This is a genomic window from Anaerospora hongkongensis (genome assembly GCF_004339805.1).
In the GTDB taxonomy this organism is placed as follows: Bacteria; Bacillota; Negativicutes; order Sporomusales; family DSM-15969; genus Anaerospora; species Anaerospora hongkongensis.
In genome coordinates this window covers 64,941-89,349 of the sequence record NZ_SLUI01000014.1, presented here as the reverse complement: position 1 = coordinate 89,349, position 24,409 = coordinate 64,941, and the positions used below count along the sequence as shown (strand labels likewise).

The 24,409-nt window shown below is 46.5% G+C and carries 24 protein-coding genes and 1 riboswitch; of the genes, 5 read left to right on the top strand and 19 right to left on the bottom strand.

Going from position 1 to position 24,409, the window contains the following annotated elements; genetic code table 11:
* Nucleotides 1-3: 3 nt before the first annotated feature.
* The 6 genes from EV210_RS18170 to cbiD are packed head-to-tail and all read right to left on the bottom strand — an operon-like array spanning nucleotide 4 to nucleotide 4,844.
* Nucleotides 4-1,092: a cobalt-precorrin 5A hydrolase gene (locus tag EV210_RS18170; protein WP_243650627.1), complete on the bottom strand. Its 1,089-nt coding sequence runs from the start codon at nucleotides 1,090-1,092 to the stop codon at nucleotides 4-6.
* Nucleotides 1,089-1,844 carry a precorrin-4 C(11)-methyltransferase gene (gene cobM, locus EV210_RS18165; protein WP_132082786.1) on the bottom strand — a complete coding sequence of 252 codons (756 nt, stop codon included), beginning with the start codon at nucleotides 1,842-1,844 and terminating at the stop codon, nucleotides 1,089-1,091. Before cobM ends, EV210_RS18170 begins: the two co-directional genes overlap by 4 nt.
* A 1-nt stretch (nucleotide 1,845) precedes the next feature.
* Complete coding sequence (gene cobI / locus EV210_RS18160; RefSeq protein WP_132082785.1) at nucleotides 1,846-2,556, bottom strand: precorrin-2 C(20)-methyltransferase; 711 nt, start codon at nucleotides 2,554-2,556, stop codon at nucleotides 1,846-1,848.
* The gene (cbiT, locus tag EV210_RS18155) at nucleotides 2,553-3,137 is read right to left on the bottom strand and encodes a precorrin-6Y C5,15-methyltransferase (decarboxylating) subunit CbiT (protein ID WP_132082784.1); all 585 of its coding nucleotides are present in this window, start codon (nucleotides 3,135-3,137) and stop codon (nucleotides 2,553-2,555) included. Before cbiT ends, cobI begins: the two co-directional genes overlap by 4 nt.
* Nucleotides 3,130-3,759: a precorrin-6y C5,15-methyltransferase (decarboxylating) subunit CbiE gene (gene cbiE / locus EV210_RS18150; RefSeq protein WP_132082783.1), complete on the bottom strand. Its 630-nt coding sequence runs from the start codon at nucleotides 3,757-3,759 to the stop codon at nucleotides 3,130-3,132. The genes cbiT and cbiE overlap by 8 nt, the downstream gene beginning before the upstream one ends.
* Nucleotides 3,744-4,844 carry a cobalt-precorrin-5B (C(1))-methyltransferase CbiD gene (gene cbiD / locus EV210_RS18145; protein ID WP_132082782.1) on the bottom strand — a complete coding sequence of 367 codons (1,101 nt, stop codon included), beginning with the start codon at nucleotides 4,842-4,844 and terminating at the stop codon, nucleotides 3,744-3,746. The genes cbiE and cbiD overlap by 16 nt, the downstream gene beginning before the upstream one ends.
* 90 nt (nucleotides 4,845-4,934) lie before the next feature.
* Nucleotides 4,935-5,112: riboswitch (cobalamin riboswitch) on the bottom strand.
* A gap of 284 nt (nucleotides 5,113-5,396) precedes the next feature.
* Here cbiD and EV210_RS18140 point away from each other — a divergent pair.
* Together EV210_RS18140 and ldhH are read left to right on the top strand one after the other, a co-directional pair.
* Nucleotides 5,397-6,008 (top strand): LutC/YkgG family protein, encoded by a 612-nt coding sequence (locus EV210_RS18140; protein ID WP_132082781.1) that lies wholly within the window; start codon nucleotides 5,397-5,399, stop codon nucleotides 6,006-6,008.
* Nucleotides 6,009-8,183 carry an L-lactate dehydrogenase (quinone) large subunit LdhH gene (gene ldhH, locus EV210_RS18135; protein ID WP_132082780.1) on the top strand — a complete coding sequence of 725 codons (2,175 nt, stop codon included), beginning with the start codon at nucleotides 6,009-6,011 and terminating at the stop codon, nucleotides 8,181-8,183.
* 38 nt (nucleotides 8,184-8,221) lie between these two features.
* On the opposite strand, the gene EV210_RS18130 is transcribed toward ldhH, so the two are convergent.
* Together EV210_RS18130 and EV210_RS18125 are read right to left on the bottom strand one after the other, a co-directional pair.
* Nucleotides 8,222-9,259, bottom strand: coding sequence for a threonine aldolase family protein (locus EV210_RS18130; protein ID WP_132082779.1), 1,038 nt, complete (start codon nucleotides 9,257-9,259; stop codon nucleotides 8,222-8,224).
* A gap of 103 nt (nucleotides 9,260-9,362) precedes the next feature.
* Nucleotides 9,363-10,331: a TAXI family TRAP transporter solute-binding subunit gene (locus tag EV210_RS18125; protein ID WP_132082778.1), complete on the bottom strand. Its 969-nt coding sequence runs from the start codon at nucleotides 10,329-10,331 to the stop codon at nucleotides 9,363-9,365.
* Nucleotides 10,332-10,778: 447 nt separating this feature from the next.
* Here EV210_RS18125 and EV210_RS18120 point away from each other — a divergent pair, with 447 nt between their 5' ends.
* The gene (locus tag EV210_RS18120) at nucleotides 10,779-11,132 is read left to right on the top strand and encodes a hypothetical protein (protein ID WP_243650626.1); all 354 of its coding nucleotides are present in this window, start codon (nucleotides 10,779-10,781) and stop codon (nucleotides 11,130-11,132) included.
* Nucleotides 11,133-11,226: 94 nt separating this feature from the next.
* Entirely contained in the window at nucleotides 11,227-11,385 is a 159-nt protein-coding gene (locus EV210_RS22760) for a hypothetical protein (RefSeq protein WP_165898964.1), read from the top strand.
* Between the two features lie 5 nt (nucleotides 11,386-11,390).
* Here EV210_RS22760 and EV210_RS18115 read toward each other — a convergent pair whose 3' ends face one another.
* The 11 genes from EV210_RS18115 to EV210_RS18065 all read right to left on the bottom strand — a co-directional run bounded on the left by EV210_RS18115 (nucleotide 11,391) and on the right by EV210_RS18065 (nucleotide 23,962).
* Nucleotides 11,391-12,950: an ArnT family glycosyltransferase gene (locus EV210_RS18115; protein ID WP_132082777.1), complete on the bottom strand. Its 1,560-nt coding sequence runs from the start codon at nucleotides 12,948-12,950 to the stop codon at nucleotides 11,391-11,393.
* A gap of 24 nt (nucleotides 12,951-12,974) precedes the next feature.
* Nucleotides 12,975-13,895 (bottom strand): NAD-dependent epimerase/dehydratase family protein, encoded by a 921-nt coding sequence (locus EV210_RS18110; RefSeq protein ID WP_132082776.1) that lies wholly within the window; start codon nucleotides 13,893-13,895, stop codon nucleotides 12,975-12,977.
* Nucleotides 13,896-13,904: 9 nt separating this feature from the next.
* A complete protein-coding gene (locus tag EV210_RS18105; protein WP_132082775.1) occupies nucleotides 13,905-14,891 on the bottom strand; it encodes a lysylphosphatidylglycerol synthase transmembrane domain-containing protein in 987 nt (328 codons plus the stop codon).
* Nucleotides 14,884-15,744 (bottom strand): ChbG/HpnK family deacetylase, encoded by an 861-nt coding sequence (locus EV210_RS18100; protein WP_243650625.1) that lies wholly within the window; start codon nucleotides 15,742-15,744, stop codon nucleotides 14,884-14,886. The genes EV210_RS18105 and EV210_RS18100 overlap by 8 nt, the downstream gene beginning before the upstream one ends.
* A 146-nt stretch (nucleotides 15,745-15,890) precedes the next feature.
* Nucleotides 15,891-17,078, bottom strand: a complete 1,188-nt coding sequence (locus EV210_RS18095) for an aminotransferase-like domain-containing protein (protein ID WP_132082774.1) — start codon at nucleotides 17,076-17,078, stop codon at nucleotides 15,891-15,893.
* Between the two features lie 18 nt (nucleotides 17,079-17,096).
* Nucleotides 17,097-19,070, bottom strand: coding sequence for an N-6 DNA methylase family protein (locus EV210_RS18090; RefSeq protein WP_132082773.1), 1,974 nt, complete (start codon nucleotides 19,068-19,070; stop codon nucleotides 17,097-17,099).
* 54 nt (nucleotides 19,071-19,124) lie between these two features.
* Nucleotides 19,125-20,195 (bottom strand): HD-GYP domain-containing protein, encoded by a 1,071-nt coding sequence (locus EV210_RS18085; RefSeq protein WP_132082772.1) that lies wholly within the window; start codon nucleotides 20,193-20,195, stop codon nucleotides 19,125-19,127.
* 91 nt (nucleotides 20,196-20,286) lie between these two features.
* A complete protein-coding gene (larC, locus tag EV210_RS18080) occupies nucleotides 20,287-21,495 on the bottom strand; it encodes a nickel pincer cofactor biosynthesis protein LarC (protein ID WP_132082771.1) in 1,209 nt (402 codons plus the stop codon).
* Nucleotides 21,496-21,500: 5 nt separating this feature from the next.
* Complete coding sequence (gene larB / locus EV210_RS18075) at nucleotides 21,501-22,253, bottom strand: nickel pincer cofactor biosynthesis protein LarB (RefSeq protein ID WP_132082770.1); 753 nt, start codon at nucleotides 22,251-22,253, stop codon at nucleotides 21,501-21,503.
* Between the two features lie 163 nt (nucleotides 22,254-22,416).
* Nucleotides 22,417-22,869: a hypothetical protein gene (locus EV210_RS18070; RefSeq protein WP_132082769.1), complete on the bottom strand. Its 453-nt coding sequence runs from the start codon at nucleotides 22,867-22,869 to the stop codon at nucleotides 22,417-22,419.
* Nucleotides 22,870-22,987: 118 nt separating this feature from the next.
* Nucleotides 22,988-23,962: a 2-hydroxyacid dehydrogenase family protein gene (locus EV210_RS18065; RefSeq protein WP_207900771.1), complete on the bottom strand. Its 975-nt coding sequence runs from the start codon at nucleotides 23,960-23,962 to the stop codon at nucleotides 22,988-22,990.
* Between the two features lie 153 nt (nucleotides 23,963-24,115).
* Between EV210_RS18065 and EV210_RS18060 the strand changes: the two genes are divergently transcribed.
* Nucleotides 24,116-24,394 (top strand): CC/Se motif family (seleno)protein, encoded by a 279-nt coding sequence (locus EV210_RS18060; protein WP_132082767.1) that lies wholly within the window; start codon nucleotides 24,116-24,118, stop codon nucleotides 24,392-24,394.
* Nucleotides 24,395-24,409: the final 15 nt, after the last annotated feature.

Here is a 24,409-nt window from a genome sequence, read left to right as displayed (position 1 = left end):
CCTCTAAGCTTCCGGGGCCGATTCCCACCACCGACACTTTACCTCGGCTATTGCTATTGTTATTTTGGGATGTACTGTTCGGGCTAATAACAGACTGTTCGCCTGCCCCGCTAATAATGCTGCTGGTTCGCATACATTGCCAACTCCTATCTGATCTTCCACAAAACTGGAAGTAGTAAAATTTTGTTCTGTAATACATTGCTGTAATTCATCATTAGTAAAAAACTTTAACGGCACTTCCAGCTGCTGAGCGGCTGCAAGCAGTCCCACCTCATCGTGTTTTACCTGTGTGGTGCCAAGAACGGCAATACTTTTGGGACTGCGACCGATTTTCCGGCAGCAGGCCTCAATCGCTGTTAAAATTTCGGCGCTCGTTGTTCCGCGGCGGCAGCCAATGCCTATTGCCAGAGTCGCCGGCCTGAGGTATAGATGCGGCTTTGTCATATACAATTCTTTGTCTGTAATGACGACCGCACTGTCATATTCCTCAATTGTTCCTAAATCATCCATATCAATCAGCCGGACACCCATTTCAACTGCAGGCAGGTAAAAGTGAGTGTAATTCTGCAGAGTGCGGTCCATGAAAAAAGAAACATGATCGCCATTAACAATTGCGGCATTAATAGTTTTCAACTGCTCAAACGGTTCAATAAAAAGATCCATTTTAACAGCGAGAACATCAGCAGCCGGCAGTCCGGCCACATCTGTAGCCGTTGTAATGACCGGTACGGCATTAACGGCCTTAGCGACCGTCGCTGCAAGCTCGTTAGCTTTCCCGATATGCCCGGATAACAGGCTGATTGCATGCTGACCACCGTCATCCATTACAACGACAGCCGGATCAAAGCGTTTATCCTGTATATGCGGCGCAATAACCCTGACAACGATGCCTGTTGCCATGATAAAAATAAACCCGTCATAATTAGCAAAAATATCTTGAATCAAGTGGCTCAATGAATCATAGGTCGTTGCTGTATCTGTGGCACTTCGGCCTGACTTAGCAAATACATCTGCTTTGCCATCCAGTTTTTTTGCCAGCTGTTCAGCCAAAAGCGCCCCTTTATAGGTTACAGAAATAATTGCTACTTTCATTTAGCCTCCCGGAACATATGACCAAACTCAGGTGCATACAATCGGGATAAGGCATACTCATTATTGAGGCAATTGCCAACAACAATCATCGCCGTCCGGTCAACACCCGCATCTCTTACGGTCTGAGCTATTGTTGCCAGCGTACCGCGCATAATTTTCTGATCCGGCCAGGTGGCCTTCTGCACTACCGCAATAGGAGTTTCAGGCGTATAGCCGCCGCTGATCAATTCTTCCACGACGCTGTCGAGCATATGAACGCTCAAGAAAATGCACATTGTGGCCGCATGGCTGGCAAGCAGCGCTAATTTTTCTTTTTCCGGCACAGGAGTCCGGCCCTCCAAACGGGTTATGATCACCGTCTGCGAAACTTCAGGCAGGGTATATTCCTGTTTCAAAGCGGCCGCAACCGCCAAAAAGGAACTTACCCCCGGAATTACCTCATAAGAAATGTTCTTTTTATCCAAAAGATCCATTTGCTCCTGAATAGCTCCATATATGCTGGGATCACCGGTATGCAGGCGAACCACTTTCTGACCGGCAGCTACCGCTTTTTCCATAACAGCCACAACTTCCTCCAGCGTCATAGAGGCACTGTTATAGATGCTGGCTCCTTGTTTAGCCAGCTGCAGCAGTTTCGGATTCACCAAGGATCCTGCGTAAATAATAACATCGGCCTGATTCAGCAGGCGCTGGCCTTTTACCGTGATTAACTCCGGATCTCCCGGACCTGCCCCAACAAAAACTACTTGCATGTTAAAAGCCCTCTCTTTTTACCAAAATGAGTGATAAGTAATTCTTTTCCTTGCCACACAGACTTTCTAAATCATAGGTGACATATTGATCCTGCCGGCCCAGGTTGCTCACAAACACTGCCTTATCCTGCAGTTCCTGTTCCGTTAAAACATCTAGAATCTGATCATATTTACCGGCAACTTTCATGAGCACGGCATTAGAAAAGTGCTCAAATACAGGGTGCAGCGCACCAGGATCATCCACTGCCGGAATAATTGCCAGACGTTCATTGCCTTCTGCCAAAGCCACATTCAAATGAGCTGCCGCCGCAGCAAACGAAGTGATCCCCGGTATACTTTCCACTGCCGCTTCAGGGGCCAAAGCCTGAACCCGTTTTAGTAGATAGGTGTAAGTGCTGAATAACATTGCATCACCAATGGTAATAAACGCGACCTTCTTGCCGTCCTGCAAATAGGCAGCTATTTTTTCAGCCCCTCGCTGCCACTCCGCTTCCAGTACGGCTTTGTCCCGGGTCATAGGCGTGGAAATTTCAACAATTTCCGTTGCCTGTGGGATATAAGGTTTAGCAATATGTAACGCTACCAGCTCATTTTCAGCACTTGAGCGGGGAACGCAGACAACATCCACCATCTGCAGCACCTGGGTTGCCCGGATTGTGAGAAGATCGGGAGAGCCGGGGCCAACTCCGATACCATAAAACTCGCCTTTCAATACCCTTCCTCCTTGATTGCACTGATAATATAAATCGGGTTAAGCGCCTGGAACATGTGAGAAGCCCCTACAGAGCGGATGCGGCTGACCTGTATGCCGCAAGCCTCACTGGGGTAATTGAGCTTTTTAACTTCCTGCAGCGCCCCCTGTAACGTCTCCACAGTAACCGCCGTTATGACCAGACGGCCTCCCGGTTTCAACAGCCGGTCTGCTTCCGTCAGTATCGCGGCAAGTTTACCGCCGCTTCCGCCGACCAGGATAACATCAGCCTGCGGCAAAGTGCTCATGGCTTCCGGAGCACTGCCTAACACGGCAGTAACAGCAGCATTGAACCGTTTTGCATTGGCTTCGATTAACTCAATTCCTTCTTGCTCTCGTTCGATAGCAAAAACGGCGCCCGTCTCTGACTGCAAAGCAGCTTCAATTGACAGCGAGCCGGTACCCGCCCCAATGTCAATAATCGTGTCGCCTTTGGCAATACGGGCTTTAGCCAGGACATGTATCCGGATTTCTTGTTTTGTCATAGGAATATCGCCGCGGATAAATTGGTCATCCGCAATTCCTGGATAATAGTTACTCATCTGACACCACCATAACACAATGATGAAAACCAGATACTTTGCTTACCTCCCCTAAGGACAGCGCAGCAATGGTTTCATTCTCATATGATAAATTTTCGCATAACCAGGATCGCGCCGCCGCAGGCCACCCCTGCTCAATCAGCAAATTCGCAATAAAGGCCGGGTTGTGCTTGCCGTCGGTTAAAAACCCAAGTTTCTTTTGAGGCTGATAAACCAGTGCCGCATCATCCGCCCGGCGGCCATGCATACTCAGCAATATGGCACCATGCCAGAAATCACCTATTCTGGCAAAGGCCAATTGTACGGAACTAATGCCAGGTATTACTTTTAATTTAGTTGAGCCGAATTTTTCTTTTAGAGCAGCCAGCAAACTGTAAAATCCCGGATCACCGGAGACCATAACCACAACAGCTTCTGCTGCAATCGTTTCTTCTATATAAGCAAGAACTGCGTTTATATCACCACCGATAGCATAGCTTTTCTGATCTTCACGGCAATAAGCAGTCAAGGCTCTACGGCTGCCGACCAGAACAGTGGCATCCTCAATTGCCTTTTTCGCTGCCGGCAGCAAATAATCCGGTGACCCCGGTCCAATCCCGGCAACCGTTATGTAATGTTCCATCCCAAGGTTCCTCCTATTTTTCTCGCCGCTTCATCCATGCCTAGTATTTTGCCCTGCAGTGTGACAATTACGGTCCCAACCGCTAAATCGCCGAAAACATACCGGCTGGCTCTCTGGCTGGCCCGTTCTGCCAGCAGGGAATATATCTGTTCCAATTGGTGTTCGGCAATGACCGTCATCGCTGCTTCCGTTGTCGTACAGGCTAAAATATCACAAATTGCCTGCTGGGAAGCCCCGGCAGCTCCGGCATAGGCCGCCATTGTCTCCAATCTGGCATCAGCGACCCGGTTATGAGTGTGAAAAACACCGGCAGCAATTTTGACCACTTTCCCCAAATGTCCGAAAAGCAGTACTTGTTTCATCCCTTGAGCAGCGGTATATTCCAGCATATGTCCAATAAAATTGCTCGTCTGCACTACAGTTGCAGGAGGCAGGTTGTAACAATTTATCGCAATATTTTGTCCGATTTTCCCAGGCGCAAAGACAATGCTGTCATAGCCTAAAGCCTTAACCATATCAACCTGGGGAGTTAGTGAGTTTTTAAACGCTTCTTCCGACATTGGCTCCACAATCCCGGTTGTACCGATTACAGACAGCCCGCCCACAATGCCCAGCTGTGGATTCAGCGTCCGCTTTGCCAGCTCGGCCCCTTGGGGAATATTGATGGTAACAACCGCTCCCCAGCCTGCCGGCAGCGATTCACTTACCGCTTTTTCAATCATCATGCGCGGACCGGGATTTACAGCCGGCTGTCCTACCGGCACTGATAGGCCCGGCTTTGTAACAGTCCCAACACCTATTCCGGCAACAATTTGCACCCCCGGTTGCAAACAAAGCTCGACAACCGCTTCGATGCCGGTACCATGTGTAATATCCGGATCATCGCCGGCATCTTTTATGACCCTTGCCCAGCCGCTTTTTTCATTTGCCCCGGCAGCATCTATCGGTACGGTTAATATCCTGCCCTGCGGAGTCGTTACATCCACATGCTCAACAGTAAGTCCCTGCCAGGTAAGAATTGCTGCTTTAGCAGCAGCGGCAACACAGGTGCCTGTTGTTATTCCATTACGCATTTGTTTTGACATCGAAAACCCCCCTACACGATGCAGGGGGGTAAAATAGACACGAATCAAGTGTAAATATTTCCACCCACCTGCCTATCTTCCGTAAGTCATAACGGTGTGTCAGAACAGGCAGGTCTCCTGACTCTAGTTCTTCGCCGCAGCTGCACCTTCCCGGACTTAACGTCCAGTGGTAATACACAACTAAGCTCCCTATTACAGTGGCGGGACCGTGCCGGACTTTACCGGCTTCCCTATTAAGCAATCATGCACCTATTCCCATATATATATAATTGATAATACTCTGATAGTATTTGTTATATATTCCATAAAATAACCACTTTCCCTCCTTTTTTCGGTTATTTTATCAAAATATAAATTTTTATGGGTTTACTTGACCGTCTTTCAGAAATAGTGGATTTATTCACCTTTCACCGGAATGCCGTTTTTTCTCCAAAATTCATTGCTTTTACTTTTTATTTTTTATGCTGGGAAAGGGATTTCAATTTCCTGCTGCGAATATTATCTATGAAATTTTATTGGCCGCTTGGCTAATAGTAACGAAGGAGTGAAACAGTGAAAAAAGTGTGTGAAAATTGGGAAAAATTCTTCCCTGCCAATCAATCTGGGCCAGCACTATTTGAAGAATTTCAAACCCGCGCATCCGGAGCAGCGGCGGAAATCATCCGGGTAAAAACTCCTTCTGACGCAGTCGCCGCTATCTTCGGCATCATCGAAAGCCTTCATGCAAAAAAAATAGTTGCCGTCAACTGTCCCTTGCAGCAAACCGCCGAGCTTCATGATGCTATTCGCAAGCTGGGCCCCGCACTCTATACTGATAAATTCGATATTGCAGAACATGCCGAGTCCGCTGATATTGGGATTTCCGGCGTTGAGTTCGGCATTGCCGAAACAGGCAGTGTCTGCCAGGATGCGTACGCCGTTGAAAGCCGTCTTGTTTCCACACTGCCCCCTGTTCATATTGCTATTCTTAACAGCAATCATATCCTTTCAGGCATCAAAGACGCTTTTGATGTTATTGCAGAGGTTTTTCAGCATGGTTATATCAGCTTTATTACCGGCCCAAGCAGAACAGCCGATATTGAGCGGGTTTTGACAATTGGCGTGCATGGTCCGAGTCGCTTAATCATCCTGGCAATCGACCAGGCTGACGGAGGTGCAGCTTAAATGGAAACCAATGATCGCAACATCCGTAAGGAAATTACGCAAAAATTGGATGATGATATATTGCGCGGTGCATTGGGGCGTTTTGCCGAGGCGTATCCGATCTCCAGAGCGAAAGCTTATGAAAATGTAGATAATATTGAAGAATTGCGCGACTGCGTGCAGCAGATGAAAGCAGCTGCCGTCAACCGGATAGAAGAAATTGCCGATCAGTTTGTTCAGGAAGCTACCCGTCGCGGTGCCACCGTTTTCCGGGCCGGAAACGGTGAAGATGTTAAGGAATATCTGCTAAAGCTTTGCCGGGAAAAAGACGTGAAACGCATTGTAAAATCGAAATCAATGGCTTCAGAGGAAATTCACTTGAATGCCGCCTTGGAAAAGGCCGGCCTGCACGTGAAAGAAACCGATCTCGGCGAATGGATTATTTCTCTGGCCGGACAAAAACCTTCTCACATGGTTATGCCCGCCATTCATTTGAACCGGGAGCAAGTAGCCGACTACTTCTCCAAAGAGCTGGGGAAAACCATAGAACCGGATATTCCGTTCATGGTGCAAGTAGCACGGCAAAACTTACGCGAAGAGTTTTTACAGGCCGACATGGGTATTTCCGGTGCAAATTTCGGAATTGCCGAAAACGGAGCTATCGGATTAGTAACAAATGAAGGAAATGCCCGCCTGGCAACCACCCTGCCCCGTATTCACGTAGCAATCATCGGTTATGAGAAGCTGATTCCTACTATTAAAGATGCCGTTCCCATTTTGCGCAGCCTGCCGCGCAGTGCCACCGCCCAATTGATGACCAGTTATATGACGATGATCTCAGGCCCTACTCCAGCAATGGTAAAGAAAGACGGCAAGTGGGTGGAAGAACAAAAAGAACTGCATATTATCTTACTGGATAACGGACGGCTGAAAGCAGCCAAAGATGAAAAATTTAAGCAGATTTTTCAGTGTGTCCGCTGTGCTTCCTGTTTAAATGTCTGCCCGGTTTATACCTTAGTAGGCGGCCACGTTTACGGGCATATTTATGCCGGCGGTATTGGCGCTATTTTGACCGCCTTTCTCCACAGCATGGGTGACTTTGAAAAAATCAACGAACTCTGTATTGGCTGCCGCAAGTGTACCACTGTCTGTCCCGGCCGGATCGATATTCCCGGTCTGATCGAAGAACTGCGAGCCCAGGCGGTAAAAGAGCATGGACTGCCATTTGGCGTGCGCGCCATGTTTGAAAATGTAATGGCTAACAGAAAAGTGTTTCATACACTGCTGCGGCTTGCCTCCATTGGTCAAAAGCCAGTACAATCAGGTCGCTTTATCCGTCATCTGCCGTTGTTCTTAGCCGGTCTGACCAAGGATCGCAGTCTGCCGGCAGTAGCGGCTACGCCACTCAGAGACCAAATCAAACGGATTACCAAGCCCCTCTCCCACCCGGCTAAACGGATTGCCTTTTTTAGCGGCTGCAGCACTGATTTCGTTTTTCCGGAAACCGGGGAAGCAGTATACAAGGTATTGCAGGATCTGAATATGGAAGTAATATTCCCCATGGATCAAAGCTGCTGTTCGAAGCCGATGCTCGGCATGGGAGAACGGGAAGTTTCAAAAAAAGTTGCCAAACAAAATATTGCTGCCTTCGAAGCGGTTGATGCGGATATTATTCTCACCGCCTGCCCCACCTGCGCTGAAACCTGGCAGACAACTTTTGTGGAAATCTTGCAGGATGAGCCGGAGTGGCAAGCCAGGGCAGAGCGATTGGCGCATAAAGTCCGGGAATTTACCAGCTTCGTAGCCGAGGAATATGCCAAAAGCGGCAGGCTTAATCCAGCAGCTGCCGGTAATAAAAAGATAACGTATCATGATTCCTGCCATATGAAGCGGGGGCTGAATATCGCGGAAGAACCGCGCCAGCTGCTGAAAACAGCACCGGATTATACATTTGTGGAAATGAAGGACTGTGATAAATGCTGTGGCATGGCAGGAGCCTTCGGCGTCAAGTATTCCGACCTGTCAAGACCGATCTTAAAGCAAAAAATAACAAACATCAGTGCTACCGGCGCAGACGTAGTAGCAGTTGCCTGCCCGGCCTGTATGATGCAGCTGCGCGGTGGACTCGACAAGCAGCTGCCGGATGTAAAAGTAAAACACGTTGCAGAAATTCTGGCTGAGCAGCTCACCAAATAATAACAAAAGAGCACCGAAAACGGTGCTCTTTCTTATTTTCATAGCAAAGCCTGAATATCCTTGATCAGCATAGCTACGTTTTCTTTTTTTGTTGCCCAACTCGTACAAAAGCGAACCGCACTGTGTTCAGCATCAACTCTTTCCCAATAAGAGCAAGAATATTTTTCGTTTATTTTTTGTAAAACCGCATCCGGTAAAATCGGGAACTGCTGATTGGTCATCGAAGGATAGCGAAAACAAACACCCTTTTCTGCAAATGCTGCACGAATTAGCATCGCCATATCAACTGCATGCTGAGAAATTTCATAGTATAGGCCGTCTTCAAACAAAGTTTCAAATTGAATTCCCAACAACCTTCCCTTGGCCAGCATTCCGCCATTTTGCTTAATGATATAGCGGAAATCTCTTTTCAAGACATCATTGATGATGACTACCGCTTCTCCCATCATTGCCCCGATTTTTGTTCCACCGATATAAAACACATCACATAAGCGGGCAATATCCGCCAAAGACAGGTCACTGCCTTGGGCAGCTAAGCCATAGCCTAATCGGGCGCCGTCGATCATCAGCGGCAATTTGCATTCCCGGCAAACTTTACTTAAGGCTTCCAGTTCAGCTTTACTATAAGTAGTTCCGTTTTCGGTCGGATGGGAAATATAAACCAAACCGGGCTGCACCATATGCTCGTGTGTCATATCGTTCCAATGGGCCTCATAAAGATCTCTTACCTGCTGAGCCTCCAGCTTCCCGTCATCACTCGGCAAAATAAGCACCTTATGGCCGGTAGCTTCAATCGCTCCTGTTTCATGCACGGCAATATGACCGGTATTAGCAGCAATTACCCCTTGATGCGGCCGCAGAACGGACGCAATTATCGTAGTATTCGCCTGTGTTCCGCCGACTAAGAAGTGAACATCGGCATGTTCTGCCTGGCAAGCCTGTCTAATATATCCCCGTGCTTTTTCACAGTGTGCATCCATTCCATAACCGGGTGTCTGCTCTTCATTGGTTTTGACCAGCCGCTCCAAAATGCGCGGATGAGCACCTTCCGTATAATCACATTCAAATCGTATCATTTTTTAACCCTCTCCATATGCAGAATTATCAACATGAAGGCATCTTTTCTTTCGATTCCTTAAGGAAACACCAAAGCTTCCCCTTGGGAAACGCTTTGGTGCTCTAATAGACGCCCTTTTCTTTATAATATTTAATCGCGCCGGGATGAAGCGGAATTGACATTCCCCGGGTAGCCTTCTCCAGACTTAGTTCCTTCCCTTTGCTATGCAGCCGGACAAGCTCAGCCTGACTTTCAAAAAGCGATCTTGTCATGTTATACACGACATCCTCCGGCACCTGACTGCCGGCAATTAATGCCGCTTGCACCGCCACCGTTCTTACAGCCGCTGTTTGTCCTTTATACGTGTTAGCCGGAATGGTGACTGGCGCCAGATAAGGATACTGCCGGTTTATTTTCGTAACATCAGCATCGGACATTGACAATATTTTAATTTTTTGATGAGCAGCTATATCCTGAATGATGGTACTGGGACTTGCCGAAACAAGGATAAAAGCATCAATTGATTTTTCTTTGAATTGAGCGGCGCTTGCAGCAAAAGATAGATACAGCGGTTGAAATGCTTTATAGTCCAGTTCGTAAATCGCTGCCAATTGGCGGAAGTTAGCTTCTGTTCCGCTGCCAGGCGCGCCTATTCCCACTTTCTTGCCCTTAAGATCGGCAATCGAGTTTATATTGCTGTCCGCTTGCACCACAATCTGGATAATTTCCGGATAGAGAATGGATATCCCCCGGATCGTTGTCATTTTTTCTTTAAAGGTTTCCCGCCCATTGTACGCATAATCCATCATATCCGTCTGCACAATAGCCAGCTCTGCGTCTCTTCGATTCACCAACTGAAGATTTTCAACCGAGCCGTCAGTTGCCTGAACCGAAATTTGTACACCCGCTTTGCTATTAAAAACTTTTGCCAGCGCTTCACCGAAAGGAAAATAAATTCCGGCCGTACCACCGGTAGCTAACGTAAGAAACACTGGCGTCCGCCCGACAGCAGTGCCGTCCGTACTGCCACATCCAGGCAAAAGGCCTGCCAGGATGACCACTATTGCTAGAAGTACTGCTGTTTTTTTCATAACGTCCCCCATTGCTCTCATTGAAGGTTATTATTCGTTTTATTTTCTTCATGCAAAAAAGTTTCCCTGCTAGTTTTCCATACAAAAAAAGTAACCGGCTGGCACTGCCTCACCGATTACTTCAGATATTATTCTCTTTTATATAAATGATACATAATTGCTACCCAGACAGAAAAACCAGCAACTGTATTAAAGGGACTGGCCGTAATGCTAAATAACATGCTAATGAATAAAAAGCCCCACAAAAGAAGCCCAAATGGATTGGAAAATGTCCCAACCCGTTCTAATAACCAATGAACAAAATCCAAGGTTCTCTTCCCCTTCTAACCAGATTTGTTCTTAGTATTTACTGTTTACAGCCAATTTAAACTGTCTTGGCTAAGCATTCTTGGCTCTTTTCCAGCTTTATGGTATAATAAAAGGAATTCACCAGAGAGGAAGTGCTTTGTGTCTACCGAACGTATCACCTATCATTTACAAATGGCCCGTACATTGTGGAACAATACATATCGTGGAAAAGTAACAAACGATAGCGGCGAATATGTAGCAGCGATCCGCGTTATCCTAGGAATTCCGCTTGACCGGTCTGAGGTTCCGGAAAATGCACCGGAAGTTACGGCATATCTAACCGTACTTGTTGAAGATGCAACGATTACTGCCGATGAATTACTTCCCTTTGAAGCAAATTTGTCGGATGTTCTGCTGCTTCAATTAAGAAGCGACAATTTCATTCCCGAACATTGTCACTTCTTTTATCCAAGTCCCCCGTCTTTAATGGAAGAACAAGTTTTATTATCATAGGCCGAAAAGCAAAAAACTACTTTGGCAATGCCAAAGTAGTTTTTTTGTTTTACTGCTCATAGAATATAACAACAGTCAAAGGAGGACGGAACAAATGTATTATTCCATTAAACACGCCTGCGGCGGCCGCGCCCACCTTATTGGCGGACAGCTGGTATATGGCTGGAACTTTTACTGTTGCGGCCGGTGTGCCGAAACCTTTTACCGTTGGGTTACAGACAAAATGCTGGAACAGGAACGCACGGCCAAATGACGGCCCTATTCTTTTACCAGCAGCATATTGTCAGCAACCTGTACCAGTAGCGTTAATTTTTGTTGTTCTCCCGGAGACAGTTTATTATACTGTACTCGCTGAATAATAAAGTAGGCTTTGCCCCTTTCTGTCGCCACTACGTCAGCCAGCAGCGGGGCGTCACCCCAGTTGCTTTCGATTTCAATTCCATAAAAATCTGCGTAAAATGCCAATCCGGGACGCAAAAACTTCGCAATATACACAGGAGCTTGTCCATCATACTTGACCTGAAATTCTTTTGCGAACTGCCGCGAAGAAAAAATCGGTTCCACTGCCGGAAGAAGCATTGTCATGAAAATGACACTGAAGATGGCCATTGCCGCTACCTGTAGGGCGAAAGCGCGTTTGATTTTATTTTTCCACAGCCAATAACTGCTTACAACTGCCATTAGGCCGAAAACAGCGGCTGTCGCATATGCTCCACCTGCCAGCTGCGGCATTTCCCTGCTGCCGATAATGCTCCCCGCTGCCAGCAGCAAGCCAAGTACCAGCAAGCACGCCGCCCAGACTGTCTGCCCGTGTCTGGTCCGCCGCTCAAGCAGCGTGGCTATATGCCAACCAACAATCATGGCTAAAGGCGGAAACATCGGCAAAATATAAGAAACCAGCTTTGTACGGGAAATCGTGAAAAATAAAAAGATAAACCACGCCCAGCAATTGAGAAACGCTAACTTGGAAAAAGCACGATTACCGTTGACAATTGAGGCCCATACCGCCTGAACAGCCACGGCAGACCAGGGGAAAAAACCGAGAATTAAAACGGGGATAAAATAATACCACAATACCCCCTCAGGATGTTCGGGACTGGTAAAGCGGGTCACATTATGAAAGCCAATAAACGTATCAATAAATGCGGCACCGTGAAGCTGATACATAGCCACATACCAGGGCAAGGCAACCGCCGCAAAAATAAAGATACCTTGAGGAAGCTTGATCGCCGTCAGTTCATGCCAGCGCCGGGTTACCAGCAGGTAGATAAAAATAATGATTGCCGGAAAAAGAATACCGACAGGTCCTTTGGTAACCGTGGCCAAGCCCGCAAAAATATAAAACAAGTAATATCGCTTATCAATAAACGAGAGTAAGGCCACTGTTAAACAGAAAGTAAGTGTCATATCCGTCACTGCAGCTTTACCCAGGTAAAAAAATTCAATGCTTGTTGCCAAAATCATTGCACTTAAGAAACCCGCCCGTTCACCGAAGAACCGCGTTCCCATCTGATATATGTACAAAACTGTAATAAGACCGAGCAGTGCCGAGGGGAAACGCGCGGCAAATTCATTAATCCCAAACAGCTGATAGGCACCGGCAACTAACCAATAATACATTGGCGGCTTGTCATACCAAAATTCCCCGTATATCCGCGGTGAAATCAAGTCCGAGAAGGCAAGCATCTCTTTCGGTGTTTGCGCATAGACAGGTTCATCCGGATCCAACAGCGGTATGCCACCTAAATAGAAGAAGAAAATAACCAGAGAAAGTAATGCAATAAGTAAGAAAGAACCGCCGTTTATTTTTTGTAACATACAAACCTCCCGAATCTGATCGCACTAACTACGCTTAGCCAGAGATAAATACGTTTTTTTCAGGCCCTCATAAAGCCCTGTTTTTACTTGCCAGTTCAGCTGTCGAAGTGCCGTGGAATTGGCGAGCGCCGAACGATAAATATCGCCCTGCCGCTCAGGACAGGTATTTACCTTAATCTCACGCCCGGATATTTCCCCTAAAATGGCAATCAGCTCATTAATGCTAGTTTCTGTCTCAGTTCCAATGTTATACGTTCCGGCTGGCTGGGACGCAGTAACCGCCGCAAGATTAGCGGCCGCTATATCGCCAACATAGATAAAGTCACGCGTTTGTCCTCCGTCGCCAAAAATGTCCACCACTTGATCAGCACATATTTTTTGGATAAAAATGCTGACAACACCACCTTCACCGGCAGCGCCCTGGCGCTCACCATAGACATTGGCATACCGTAAGGCCGCATACTCCAGTCCAAACCGCTGATAATACAGAGGCAAATATTTTTCGACAACTAATTTGCTTAGCCCATAAAACGAGCTCGGACATGCCGGAGAATCTTCTTTGATCGGTAATACCCCGGCATCCCCGTATACAGCTGCACTAGAAGCAACAACAATTTTCTTTACACCGTTTAAGCGGCAGGCTTCTAATAGATTAACCGTGCCCAACACATTAACGTCACAATCATATAACGGTTCTGCCAGCGATTGGGCTACGATGGTCTGAGCCGCCTGGTGAATTACATAGTCAAACCGGCCTTGCTGGAATACTTCAGTGAGCTGTGGACTACGAATATCCAAAGCAATAAAGCGGGCTTTCTTATTTAAATTTCGCTCCAGGCCTGTAGTCAAATTATCGACTACAGTTACTTCCCACTGCCGGTCAATTAGATTATCTACAATATGAGAGCCAATAAAGCCTGCTCCGCCAGTAACAAGAATACGCATACATACACCTTATTTCCGTCTTGATAAAAATTCGCTGCCAAACACTTTAATCGTATAGTAAAAACCGATAGCGAATGGCAGATATTCCGCTAAAATACGCCAGGCTACCGCCAGCACCCCAACTGTGCCTGCAGGTAAAAAATCATTGAACAGCAGCACAAAGCCGCCTTCCGCAATGCCCGAACCTCCTGGTGTAGGAGCAAAATACAGCAGGAGATTCAAGAAAATCATTCTCCCCATAACCACCGGCCAGTCAACAGCTGCTCCCAGTCCTAAAAACAGCATCGGTACAATTGCATAAAGTGCCAGGAGACTCAATCCGGATTCCACCAGTACCTGTATAACGCCCACAGGTGCTGCCCAAAGCAAGGCGACTGCAGCCCGCAAATCGCGGTATAAATGAAAAATCAGACGTTTACGGTCATTCCCCGGCCTCATCCGTTTCGTAATTCCAATCACTAACGCCAGAGAGAGACGCGTGCGCAAAAAAAACATCCCGCCAAAGCTTACAGCTAATAGCAGTAGCGCAACAAGTGCCAGAAGGCTTGGCGACAGCCAGGGAATAAGCTGAGGATCATAGTAAAAAACGACTGGCATGCAGATAAGCAAAAACAATATGGATAATAACGTTCTCACCAGTACAAGAATGGTTGCTTTGCCAAGCGGAATCCCCGCGCGCCTGAGAAACATGACTTGAGCAACAGCACCACCGGCTGCCCCTGGAGTTAGTAGTGCCAAAAAATAATTACCGAATATGACCTGCATTGCAGTACTAAACGATATTCGTCCGCCGGAAATCACCACCAGCTTGGCAAGCCTGGAGGCATCAAAGTACATTCCAGCTGTCAGAAACAGGACCGCTCCCCCTACTGCCCAGGGTTGAAAAGAATTTAAGTGGGTCAGCGTATGGATATCCACGGTAGTGTAAATAACCGTTCCGGAAATGACTACCACTAAACCGGCTAACAACAAAAAACGCTGCCAGTATTTACGCATGAGCCAGATCCCCAAAGTGGATAAGCTCTATTTTCTCCTGAGACAAACAGTCGGCCAACCGCCTGCCGGTCACGGCTTGATACTCGTCCTGCCAATGATACTTCCAGCCGTAGGCATTCGTCATTGCCTGATCATCTAACCCCGGATGGAGCATAAGCTCACTGGTTCCGTAAGGCAGCTGCTTAATAATATTGAGCAAATAAGTCTCATTCATATGACCGCCTGCCAGCATGCCATAAAAGTGACCGGTTGTCGCGATACCTGCTTTCTTGGCCTTCTGACGTGCAATAGCTGCCAATACGGATAATCCTCCCCGTCCAATCACTCTGCCTGCAGTACCGGGAAATCCACCAAAAAACCATAGCGGTTCTGCCGGAATTCGAATAGCCTTAATTTGAAAATGTTTTGCAATATCAAGCACAATATCAATAATTTGCGGCACTACATGCATATGCTGGTGACTGTCTAAATGTGTAATTCGCAGCCCTGTGTCAGCAACCTTTTGTACCTGGGCTTCTAATTCACGGCGAATGTCAGTTAATCGGATCTGCCCGGCCAAAAACTGCTGCAAAAAACGGCCGTACGCCAATGGTAAGCGTCCATCCTGACTAACCAAAGAGGCAATTGTACCTGGCGCTGCTACCGGCAGTTCTCCTACCAGCGTTAAATGAACACCAAGCCCCAAACCAGGATTATTTCCTGCCAGGGCAACCGCCTGCTCAAAGCCGTCAGCTCCGGCCATAAGTGTTGTGCTGCTGATACACCCCTGCCGATATCCGTCAATGATTCCCCGGCTGACGGTTTCATGAATGCCAAAATCATCGGCATTGATAATAAGCTTCTTCATCAACATAATGGTTCCTCACAGCCCTATTTTCAAATCTATGGTATCATGTCTTCCCTATTCTGGCAATTTTTCCGTTTACTATAGAATAGTCAAATATGATTAAAATTACCAGTAATAATGTAAGGGAGCCTTATGGCTCCCTTACATTTAGTTTATCGCACATGAGCCTTTAGTAACCGGCCCAAACGTTCCATACCCTCATAGATCATATCCGGTGTGGAATTGGAAAAGTTCAGGCGCATCGTATTATGGCTTTGTCCCGTATCATCGCTATAAAAAGGAGCCCCCGGTACAAAAGCGACTTTTTCTTTGATGGCTTCCGGCAGCAGCTTTGTCGTATCAATATTCTCCGGCAGAGTTGCCCAGATAAACATTCCACCATCGGGAATCGTCCATGTTACTTCAGCCGGAAAAAAGGCTTTCATCGCTTCCAGCATACTGTCACGCTGCTCCTTATATTGAGCAACAATCGTACCAATATGATTATCGATGTCATGATTACAGAGATAACGGTAGAGCGCCCGCTGAGTCAGCGAGTTGGTCAGAACATCACTTATTTGTTTGGCCGATGCCATCTTCGCTATAAACTCTTCTCCGGCAGCCATCCAGCCTATGCGTAGTCCGGGAGCGACAATTTTTGAAATTGTCCCGGCATACAAAACCCATTCTCCACCGGGAAAACTCTTAATCGGGGGGACGGGTGTGCCGTCATAACGCAATTCGCCATAAGGATTATCTTCCACGACCGGTACCTGATACTTAGCAGCTAACTGAGCCAGTTGTTGACGACGTTCAACCGTCATTGTCACCCCGGTGGGGTTTTGAAATGTGGGATTCACATAAATAAATTTGGGTTTTTCGCGCTGCAGTACTTTGGCCAATTCGTCGATATTCATCCCGTAAGCATCAACAGGTACTGGTAAAATGTTAGCCTGAGCTCCTTTAAATACTTGAATAGCAGCCAAATATGTCGGGTTTTCCACCGCAATTGCATCACCCGGGTTTACCAGCAGTCTGCATGCTAAATCTAAAACCTGCTGTGAACCGTTCGTTATAATAATATTGCCGGGTTTACAGTCGATGCCCTGTTTTTGCAGGCGCTCAGCAACCCAGCTGCGCAATGGTTCATAGCCATTGGCAACTCCGTATTGCAGCGCCGCCGCTCCTTCTTCCAGTAAAGTGGAATGAAAGGCAGCAGCCAGTTCTTTGATCGGAAAAGATCTGGCTGAAGGAAGACCACCGGCAAACGAAATAATGTCATTGCGCTGAATAATTTTTAATACATCGTTTACGGCAGGATTATCCATACCACTAACACCGTTAGCCCATTGAATATTCATGTTAGCACCTCAACTTCTTCAATTTGACTGTATTTTTCTAGTACGATATCTTGCTTTCAAAGCTTTTTCATATCGTTTGACATAAGCAACTTCTTCATCGCTTAATTGATAGATACGAAAAACAAGTTGATTGACATAATCATCTAATGCGTAAAAGCGGTTCAACGCCTGGGTATTGCCTTTTTTTCCCGCTTCCAGACAGCTCTGCATCGCTGTATACAGCTGCTCGGCCTGCCGGTTGATTTCCGGCTGACAACAAATCGGCAATTGCTCCAGCGATTCAATATCAGTCTGAGCCATTGGCCGGCCATATTCCATGCTGACCACATGGTAATAAAAAGAAAGCAGTTCAGAGTTAAACAGCAAGGCCAGATAATCCACGCTTACATCGCTTTGCCTGGTCAGAAAGCTGTGTATATTATTTAAATGATACAGCCCGCCTGCATCGATACAGGCTATTAAATTATACCCGGTTTGACGCACCAGCATTTTACGAGAGGCAACAATCTCCGGACGCCAGCCCCCTTTGTACAGCAGCGTCGGATCAATATTCAACCAATGACCGCCATAATTCAGCTCATAACGGTTAATTTGACTTCCTGAGATTAGCCCCCTGTGCCAGCTTTCACCAAGAGAAGCCGTCTGAATAATTTCCCCCTGCTTGGCAAGTGCGCGAATGCCCGTATGGCCGGTGGCATACTGTTTTAAAGGAGAGCCTGCCTGTTCTATTTTATCAATCAATTTTTCAGCCGTGGCATCAAAGAATAGCCGAAACCGCTGATACGGCAAAGTGGCATAGTAGGCTTGCTCCATATAGTTTACAGGAGCAGCATCCGCTAGTTCTGCTTTATCCTTTACCCGGTACACCTGAATAGGCTGCTCCTTGGCGAGGGATTGTTCACGCTTACGAAAAATACAAATGGCGGTAAAACCGGTAGCTACCTTTTTAAAAACAGGGCCATCAATATGCACAAGCGCCTCTATAGCGGTATGCTGCATAATGGTACTGCGAATTTTCGAATAGAAACGGCCCAGCAGAAAGCTGTCCGGAACAATAAATCCTAAGCAGCCGCCGTCGCTTAATCTGGTTATGCCCTGTTCCATAAACAAAACATAGTAGCTCAGTTTGTATTCGGCAGAACCGGGAAAAGCCTGCTTCAAATAACTGCGGTATTCTTTCGCAAGATTTCCATTGCCTCTTAAACCAAAAGACAGATAAGGAGGATTGCCCAGCACAAATTGATATCGCTGCCGCCAAAAATCCCGATGTTTTCCTGCCTCGTTTTTCCCATGATATTGCAAGCTGTCACAAACAATAATATTGGGTCCGTGAAATACCGGGCAGGCTGGCCGCTTCAAAAGCAACCCGGCACTGGTAATATCAACTGCCAAACTATCCAGATCGGCTCCCCATAAATTATGAAGCAGGATATGACGATGCATGCCGTCATCTGACCAGTCGTGCTGCGGATAGCGCTCTATCAGCTGTTCCCGGCACTCCCGGAGCTTCACCAGCAGCATGTCGTACGCCCGCAATAAAAAATTCCCGCAGCCGCAGGCAGGGTCCAGGACTTTCACATAGGGATCAGCGAGAATATCGGTCTTCTGCAGGGTGTTTGCCAATATGAAATCAATCACTTCCAAGGGCGTGTAATAAACCCCCTGTGCCTTGCGGCCAAAAGCTAATTGTTCATAAATATCGCCCAATACAACCGGTTGCCGTTTTAACTCAAACAGCAGCTGCCCTACCGCATCAATAAGCTCGGTAGAGACAGCAGCAGGAAAACCGGTTTCCGGCAGATGCGCCTGCACAGCTTCGGTCATACTGCCGCTGCCTGCCGCCAAGCTCATCATCTTTGCCGCATCAGTTTCGCCACGCAGTGCTAATAAGGTGAGCTTCAGGATTACATGATCTGCCTGTGTAAAGTCCGCTTGTATTAACAACTGCCGTAAAAACCGGCAGCAGGATTGCAACGGGTTCTGTTTAGCCATTACAATGCACCAACCTCACTGTCCGTTGATCATTCCACTCGTTGAAGAAACGCCCTAGGCCTTAATTGTTTTGACAATCGTAAACTTTTTCTGTTTTTCGAGGTCAAGCAGTTCGCCGTCTATCGTCCGCACTACCGGCCGAGAGCCAAGGAACTGACCGAGATAAATTACTTCCGCTTCCCTGCCGTCACAAAGCTGTACAATATTTCCTAAAAAATAATCACGCACATTATTTAAGAACATTGTGCACACAGTCGGATCGAGTTTCCCAAACATCTCCTGGACCAATAATTCTACAACAGCAAACGGTGCTATCTTTCTATGGTACACCCGGTCGGAGGTCATTGCATCATAAGCATCGGCTACGGCAATAATTTTGGCAAAAGGATGTATTTTATCCCCGGCGGTTTTTAATGGATATCCTGTACCATCCATCCGTTCATGATGCTGCAGAATGCCGCACAGAACACCGATTGAAGCACTCTCGGCTTTTTTAATCAGCTGATAACCGCGCGTAGTATGCTGTTTCATTATTTCCATCTCATCAACGGTTAACTTCCCAGGTTTATTTAATATTTCCGGAGGAATTTGCATCTTTCCCACATCGTGCAGCAAGCCTGCCAGCATCAGCTCTTTTAAGTTATTCTCAGTATACCCTAACCATCGTCCTAATAAGCCACTGGTAATAGCAACATTCATCGAGTGGTGAAAGGTGTAATCATCCTGTCTTGGCACCATCTGCAAGTGATTAATAACACCTACAGAACCGGCTAAAGGCTCAATCGAGTCATCTACCAGTTCGCACAGTTTTTCAACCGGTGCTTCACTTGCAAACCGGATATTGCCAAAAGCCTGCTTAATGACATCAACTGTCTTCGCATACTCAGCAAAAAATTTTTTCTGTGTGACCGATTCCGGTGACTCCTGCCAAGGCAAAACTTCATCGGCATTTTGTTTAATTAGTAAATACGTAATTCCCCAATAGTCCAGACGCTCAATCAGGCTAGGTGTTAGAATTGTTCCTTCGCCAAGTACAACTTGACCGTCATTGGTAAAAACAAGCTGTCCTACTTCCATACCTGGCTTCACGTTTTTCAGGCTGTACCGTCTAATTTTATTTACCAACTTTCTCACCTCTAAGCCTTGCCAGCCAGACCTGGCTATACATCTGCCCTGTTAATTTTTCAGGTATCCCCCTGCGGGATTCTTGCCACCTTTACTTTGCAGAATCTTCTCGAAGTGCCTGCACCAGTACTTGTTGCTGTATTTGCTTCAGCGGAATATTATGTTCTTCTGCAAGTTTGCGGCAATCTTCAAATTCAGGTGCAATGTTGCAAATTTTATTTTGATAGGAGCTGACCTTTACAGACGCTTCCCCCCACGGAGTGGTAATTCTCTTGGTTACACGGCCAGCAATCTGCCGCTGTACCGGATAGTGGCGGATGCCAATGGTTGAGGTTTCAGCAAATAAGCAAGCCGCAATTGACTCCAGAAGCGTCCCCTCTGCTAATACAGAAAGCATCGTAGCAGGCCGGCTTTTTTTCATAATAATGGGTGTCATCCAGACATCCCGCGCCCCTAAGGCCAGTAATTTTTCCATAACATACTCATAAATCTGGGGATTCAAATCGTCAATATTCGCTTCAATGACTAGCATTTGTGCTTCTTCAGCTTGTTCCAGCTCACCAACATGCACGCGCAAGACATTGGGGAAATCAAGATCCCAGCCACCGGCACCATAACCAATGGTATGGCTGAGAAACCCTGCCGGAATTGCTCCAAACTCCGTGCCGAAAGCTGCTAAGAAAGCGGCTCCTGTGGGAGTAACCAGCTCTTTTTCCGTATTGCCGTTATAGTAAGGAATATTACGGAGCAGTTCCGCCGTCGCTGGTGCAGGTACAGGCATCTGCCCGTGGCTGCATTGCACAAAACCACTGCCTGTTTGCAGACGGGATGCGCAGACTTTTTCTATTCCCAGATAATGCAAACAAAATGCAGCACCAACAATATCCACAATCGAATCAATTGCTCCTACCTCATGGAAATGGATTTTATCTACCGTTGTACCATGAACTTTGGCCTCAGCCTCAGCCAGGCAGAGAAAGATTTTCTTGCTGTTATCTTTGACAGCCTGCGCCAAAGCAGACTGATCAAGAATTGCATAAATATCCGGTAAGTACCGGTGATGATGGTGATGTTCATGATGGTGTTCATGATCGTGATGATGATGCACCAGTTCTACATCCGCATGGACTGCTGCAATGCCTTGCTTAATGACACGCTGAATCTTTAACTCATAGCCTGTTACATTTAGTTTAGCAAGCTCACTGCGCAAGCGTTCCTCCGGAACTCCTGCATCTAAAAAAGCCCCCAGCAGCATGTTGCCGCTAATCCCGGCAAAACAATCAAAATATACTGTTTTCATTCCATTCACCTCATTTGATTAATGATACTTGCTAACCGCCCCGCGCCAAAACCATTATCAATATTGACTACGGCCACGCCCGCGGCACAGCTGTTCAGCATTGTCAGCAATGCGGCCAATCCGCCAAAATTAGCGCCGTAGCCGACACTGGTAGGAACAGCAATTACCGGTTTGGTAGCCATTCCCCCTACTACGCTGGCAAGAGCACCTTCCATTCCAGCTACTACCACAATTACATTAGCCTGCTCAATTATTTCGCGCTGAGCCAGTAAGCGATGAATTCCCGCAACGCCTACATCATAAACCCGTTTTACACGATTGCCCATAATCTCAGCAGTAAGCGCCGCCTCTTCGGCAACAGGCATATCGCTGGTACCGGCAGTCAATACTAAAATAAACCGCGAATCATCAATAGCTGCCGGTTCTCTCTCAATCATAATTAAGCGAGCCAGTTCATGATAACAAGCATCAGGCACTTTTGCTTTGACAGCTTCAAACATACTGCTCGACGCCCGGGTTCCCAAAACATTCGGATTACGTTCCGCTAAATGTTCTATAATTGCCGCTACCTGCTCAATCGTCTTGCCTTCACAATATACCACTTCCGGAAATCCCTGGCGGATAGCCCGGTGATGATCTATTTTTGCATATTCCAGATCTTCAAACGGCATCGTACGCAATTGTTCCATTGCTTCTTCCAGGCTGGCTTGTCCATTTTGAAAAGCCAGTAAAAGATTTCGCACTTGATCAGAACTCACGTTACAGTCACCTCATCATCTATCGTAAAAAATAAAGACATAATTCCAACCGGAATATGCCTTTTTGACACAACTCCTGTTTCTTTGCCACAATTAACCTAATCATGCTCTTATTATAGTTTTACTTAAAACGCAAAAATCCTGTTCGATTTCATTCAGACGATTAATTTTGTAATTGAACCGGCCGGTTATCAAGAATAAAGGTTTCCAGACTCTCAATAATTTTCAGCTGTGTTTCTTCAAGCAGACAGATGCTTTGCGTCAACAGCATGATATGAGGGTTGATCCGGATTTTGGGTTCTTTAGCCGCTAGCTCTAAGTGGCTGATTGCCAGCTCCAATTGCTCGGCAGCAGCCAGTACTTCACTATCTAATAATCGTTCCAACATGGCATAATGATAGATTTGAATAGAATTAAGCACCCTTCCATAGCCCTCACTGCCTGCCTGATTTTGCATGAAGGTGGTAAAATGGGCTGTGAAATCTTGAAAATCCGTACTTGTAGCAATATGAAAATCAGAACAAATCTGATAAATTAAACGGGCAACTTGGTTGATATACGTATTTTGCACTTGCATTAACGTTAAAATGCTAAAAAAATCTTTGTTTTTATCCACCCCTTCACCTCCTATACGCCCTATCTATACTATCTTATTCACTATCTACCAGTTATGTATACAACAAGGACAAGATAAAAAGAAAAAGAGCCGCTTCCGGCTCTTTGGAGGCACAATTTTATTTTATGGCATCCGGGTTTACGCAATTAAGAGGTTTACCGCCTTGCAGGACAGCAATAATGTTTTCGGCCGCAATTTTAGCCATGGCATCGCGGGTTTCAACGGTAGCATTGCCAAGGTGAGGACAAAGAATCACATTATCAAGCGGTAATAATTCGGCTGTTACTTGCGGTTCAAATTCATATACGTCAAGTGCAGCACCTGCAATCACTTTATTTTTAAGAGCTTCTGCCAAGGCCGCCTCATCAATTACCGGACCACGGGCAGCATTAATTAAAAAGGCGGTTTTTTTCATTCGCTTTAGCTGCTCGCTGCCAATCATATGGCGAAGAGATGGGTGATAACTTAGATGAAACGAAAGAAAATCGGCCTGGCTGATTACTTCCTCCAGTGATCTGTATTGGAGGCCGAGCTCAGCCTCGACTTGAGCCGATTGACGGGTCCGGCTGTAATATATAATGGGCATATTAAAAGCTCTTGCCCGCTTGGCTACCGCTCTGCCAATATTCCCCATACCAATAATACCGAGCGTCTTGCCGCTTACTTCAACTCCCAGATGAAATAAGGGAGCCCAGCCGGTAAACTTGCCTGACCGTGTGGTTTTATCCCCCTCTACGATGCGGCGGGCAATAGCAAGCATTAGACCAATCGTTAAGTCGGCCGTGGCATCAGTTGAAACAGCAGGCGTATTCGTCACGGGAATCCCCCGGGCGGTCGCTTCACTGACATCAATATTATTATAGCCTGCACCAAAATTGGCAATCACCTTCAAGTCCGGATTGGAGCGGATAACATCTGCATCCACTGAATCGGACAATAGCGGCAGCAGGGCGTCTTTTCCTGCCAGCCCTGCAATAATTTCTTCTTTACTTAACAGTCGCAAGTCATTGTGCATGGTTACTTCAAAATACTGAGACAACATTTCAACAGCAATGTCGGGAATTTTGCCTGATATAAATACTTTTTTTCGCAAAATCACTCATCCTTTCTGATTGAAAAATATTCACAGCATAGCAGGGTTTTCCTTGAGCTACCTGCTGCCATGCCAAAATACCGGAAAAACAACAAGCAGGATTCAGACTGAACATACAGAAATAGATAATAAAATTCTCTTAGGAGGTATTTTATGCTGACAATCACTCCTCAGGCTGTCCAATATATAAAAGAACGAAATAGCACCATTTATTTGGAACTTCCGCCTGTCATTGACTGTTGCATGCATTTACAGGAAGCACCCATCATTACCCTTGGTCATCCTCCTAAACCGGAGTGCTATGAAAAGCTGGAAATCAGTGAAATAACCGTTTATTGTCACCATAATCTGCCTTCTATTCCCTTAACCATAATTGTTGCCAGTTTTTTAGGCTTTAAGCGGCTGGCAATTGAAGGCTGGAAACTAGCATAATAAAGGAGCTGTGCT

Excerpts from the sequence above, each read along its gene's own strand:
- EV210_RS18170 (WP_243650627.1), bottom strand. The coding sequence starts at position 1,092 with ATGAAAGTAGCAATTATTTCTGTAACCTATAAAGGGGCGCTTTTGGCT.
- cobM (WP_132082786.1), bottom strand. The coding sequence starts at position 1,844 with ATGCAAGTAGTTTTTGTTGGGGCAGGTCCGGGAGATCCGGAGTTAATC.
- cbiT (WP_132082784.1), bottom strand. The coding sequence starts at position 3,137 with ATGAGTAACTATTATCCAGGAATTGCGGATGACCAATTTATCCGCGGC.
- cbiE (WP_132082783.1), bottom strand. The coding sequence starts at position 3,759 with ATGGAACATTACATAACGGTTGCCGGGATTGGACCGGGGTCACCGGAT.
- cbiD (WP_132082782.1), bottom strand. The coding sequence starts at position 4,844 with ATGTCAAAACAAATGCGTAATGGAATAACAACAGGCACCTGTGTTGCC.
- ldhH (WP_132082780.1), top strand. The coding sequence starts at position 6,009 with ATGGAAACCAATGATCGCAACATCCGTAAGGAAATTACGCAAAAATTG.
- EV210_RS18130 (WP_132082779.1), bottom strand. The coding sequence starts at position 9,259 with ATGATACGATTTGAATGTGATTATACGGAAGGTGCTCATCCGCGCATT.
- EV210_RS18125 (WP_132082778.1), bottom strand. The coding sequence starts at position 10,331 with ATGAAAAAAACAGCAGTACTTCTAGCAATAGTGGTCATCCTGGCAGGC.
- EV210_RS22760 (WP_165898964.1), top strand. The coding sequence starts at position 11,227 with ATGTATTATTCCATTAAACACGCCTGCGGCGGCCGCGCCCACCTTATT.
- EV210_RS18115 (WP_132082777.1), bottom strand. The coding sequence starts at position 12,950 with ATGTTACAAAAAATAAACGGCGGTTCTTTCTTACTTATTGCATTACTT.
- EV210_RS18110 (WP_132082776.1), bottom strand. The coding sequence starts at position 13,895 with ATGCGTATTCTTGTTACTGGCGGAGCAGGCTTTATTGGCTCTCATATT.
- EV210_RS18105 (WP_132082775.1), bottom strand. The coding sequence starts at position 14,891 with ATGCGTAAATACTGGCAGCGTTTTTTGTTGTTAGCCGGTTTAGTGGTA.
- EV210_RS18100 (WP_243650625.1), bottom strand. The coding sequence starts at position 15,744 with ATGTTGATGAAGAAGCTTATTATCAATGCCGATGATTTTGGCATTCAT.
- EV210_RS18095 (WP_132082774.1), bottom strand. The coding sequence starts at position 17,078 with ATGAATATTCAATGGGCTAACGGTGTTAGTGGTATGGATAATCCTGCC.
- EV210_RS18090 (WP_132082773.1), bottom strand. The coding sequence starts at position 19,070 with ATGGCTAAACAGAACCCGTTGCAATCCTGCTGCCGGTTTTTACGGCAG.
- larC (WP_132082771.1), bottom strand. The coding sequence starts at position 21,495 with ATGAAAACAGTATATTTTGATTGTTTTGCCGGGATTAGCGGCAACATG.
- EV210_RS18060 (WP_132082767.1), top strand. The coding sequence starts at position 24,116 with ATGCTGACAATCACTCCTCAGGCTGTCCAATATATAAAAGAACGAAAT.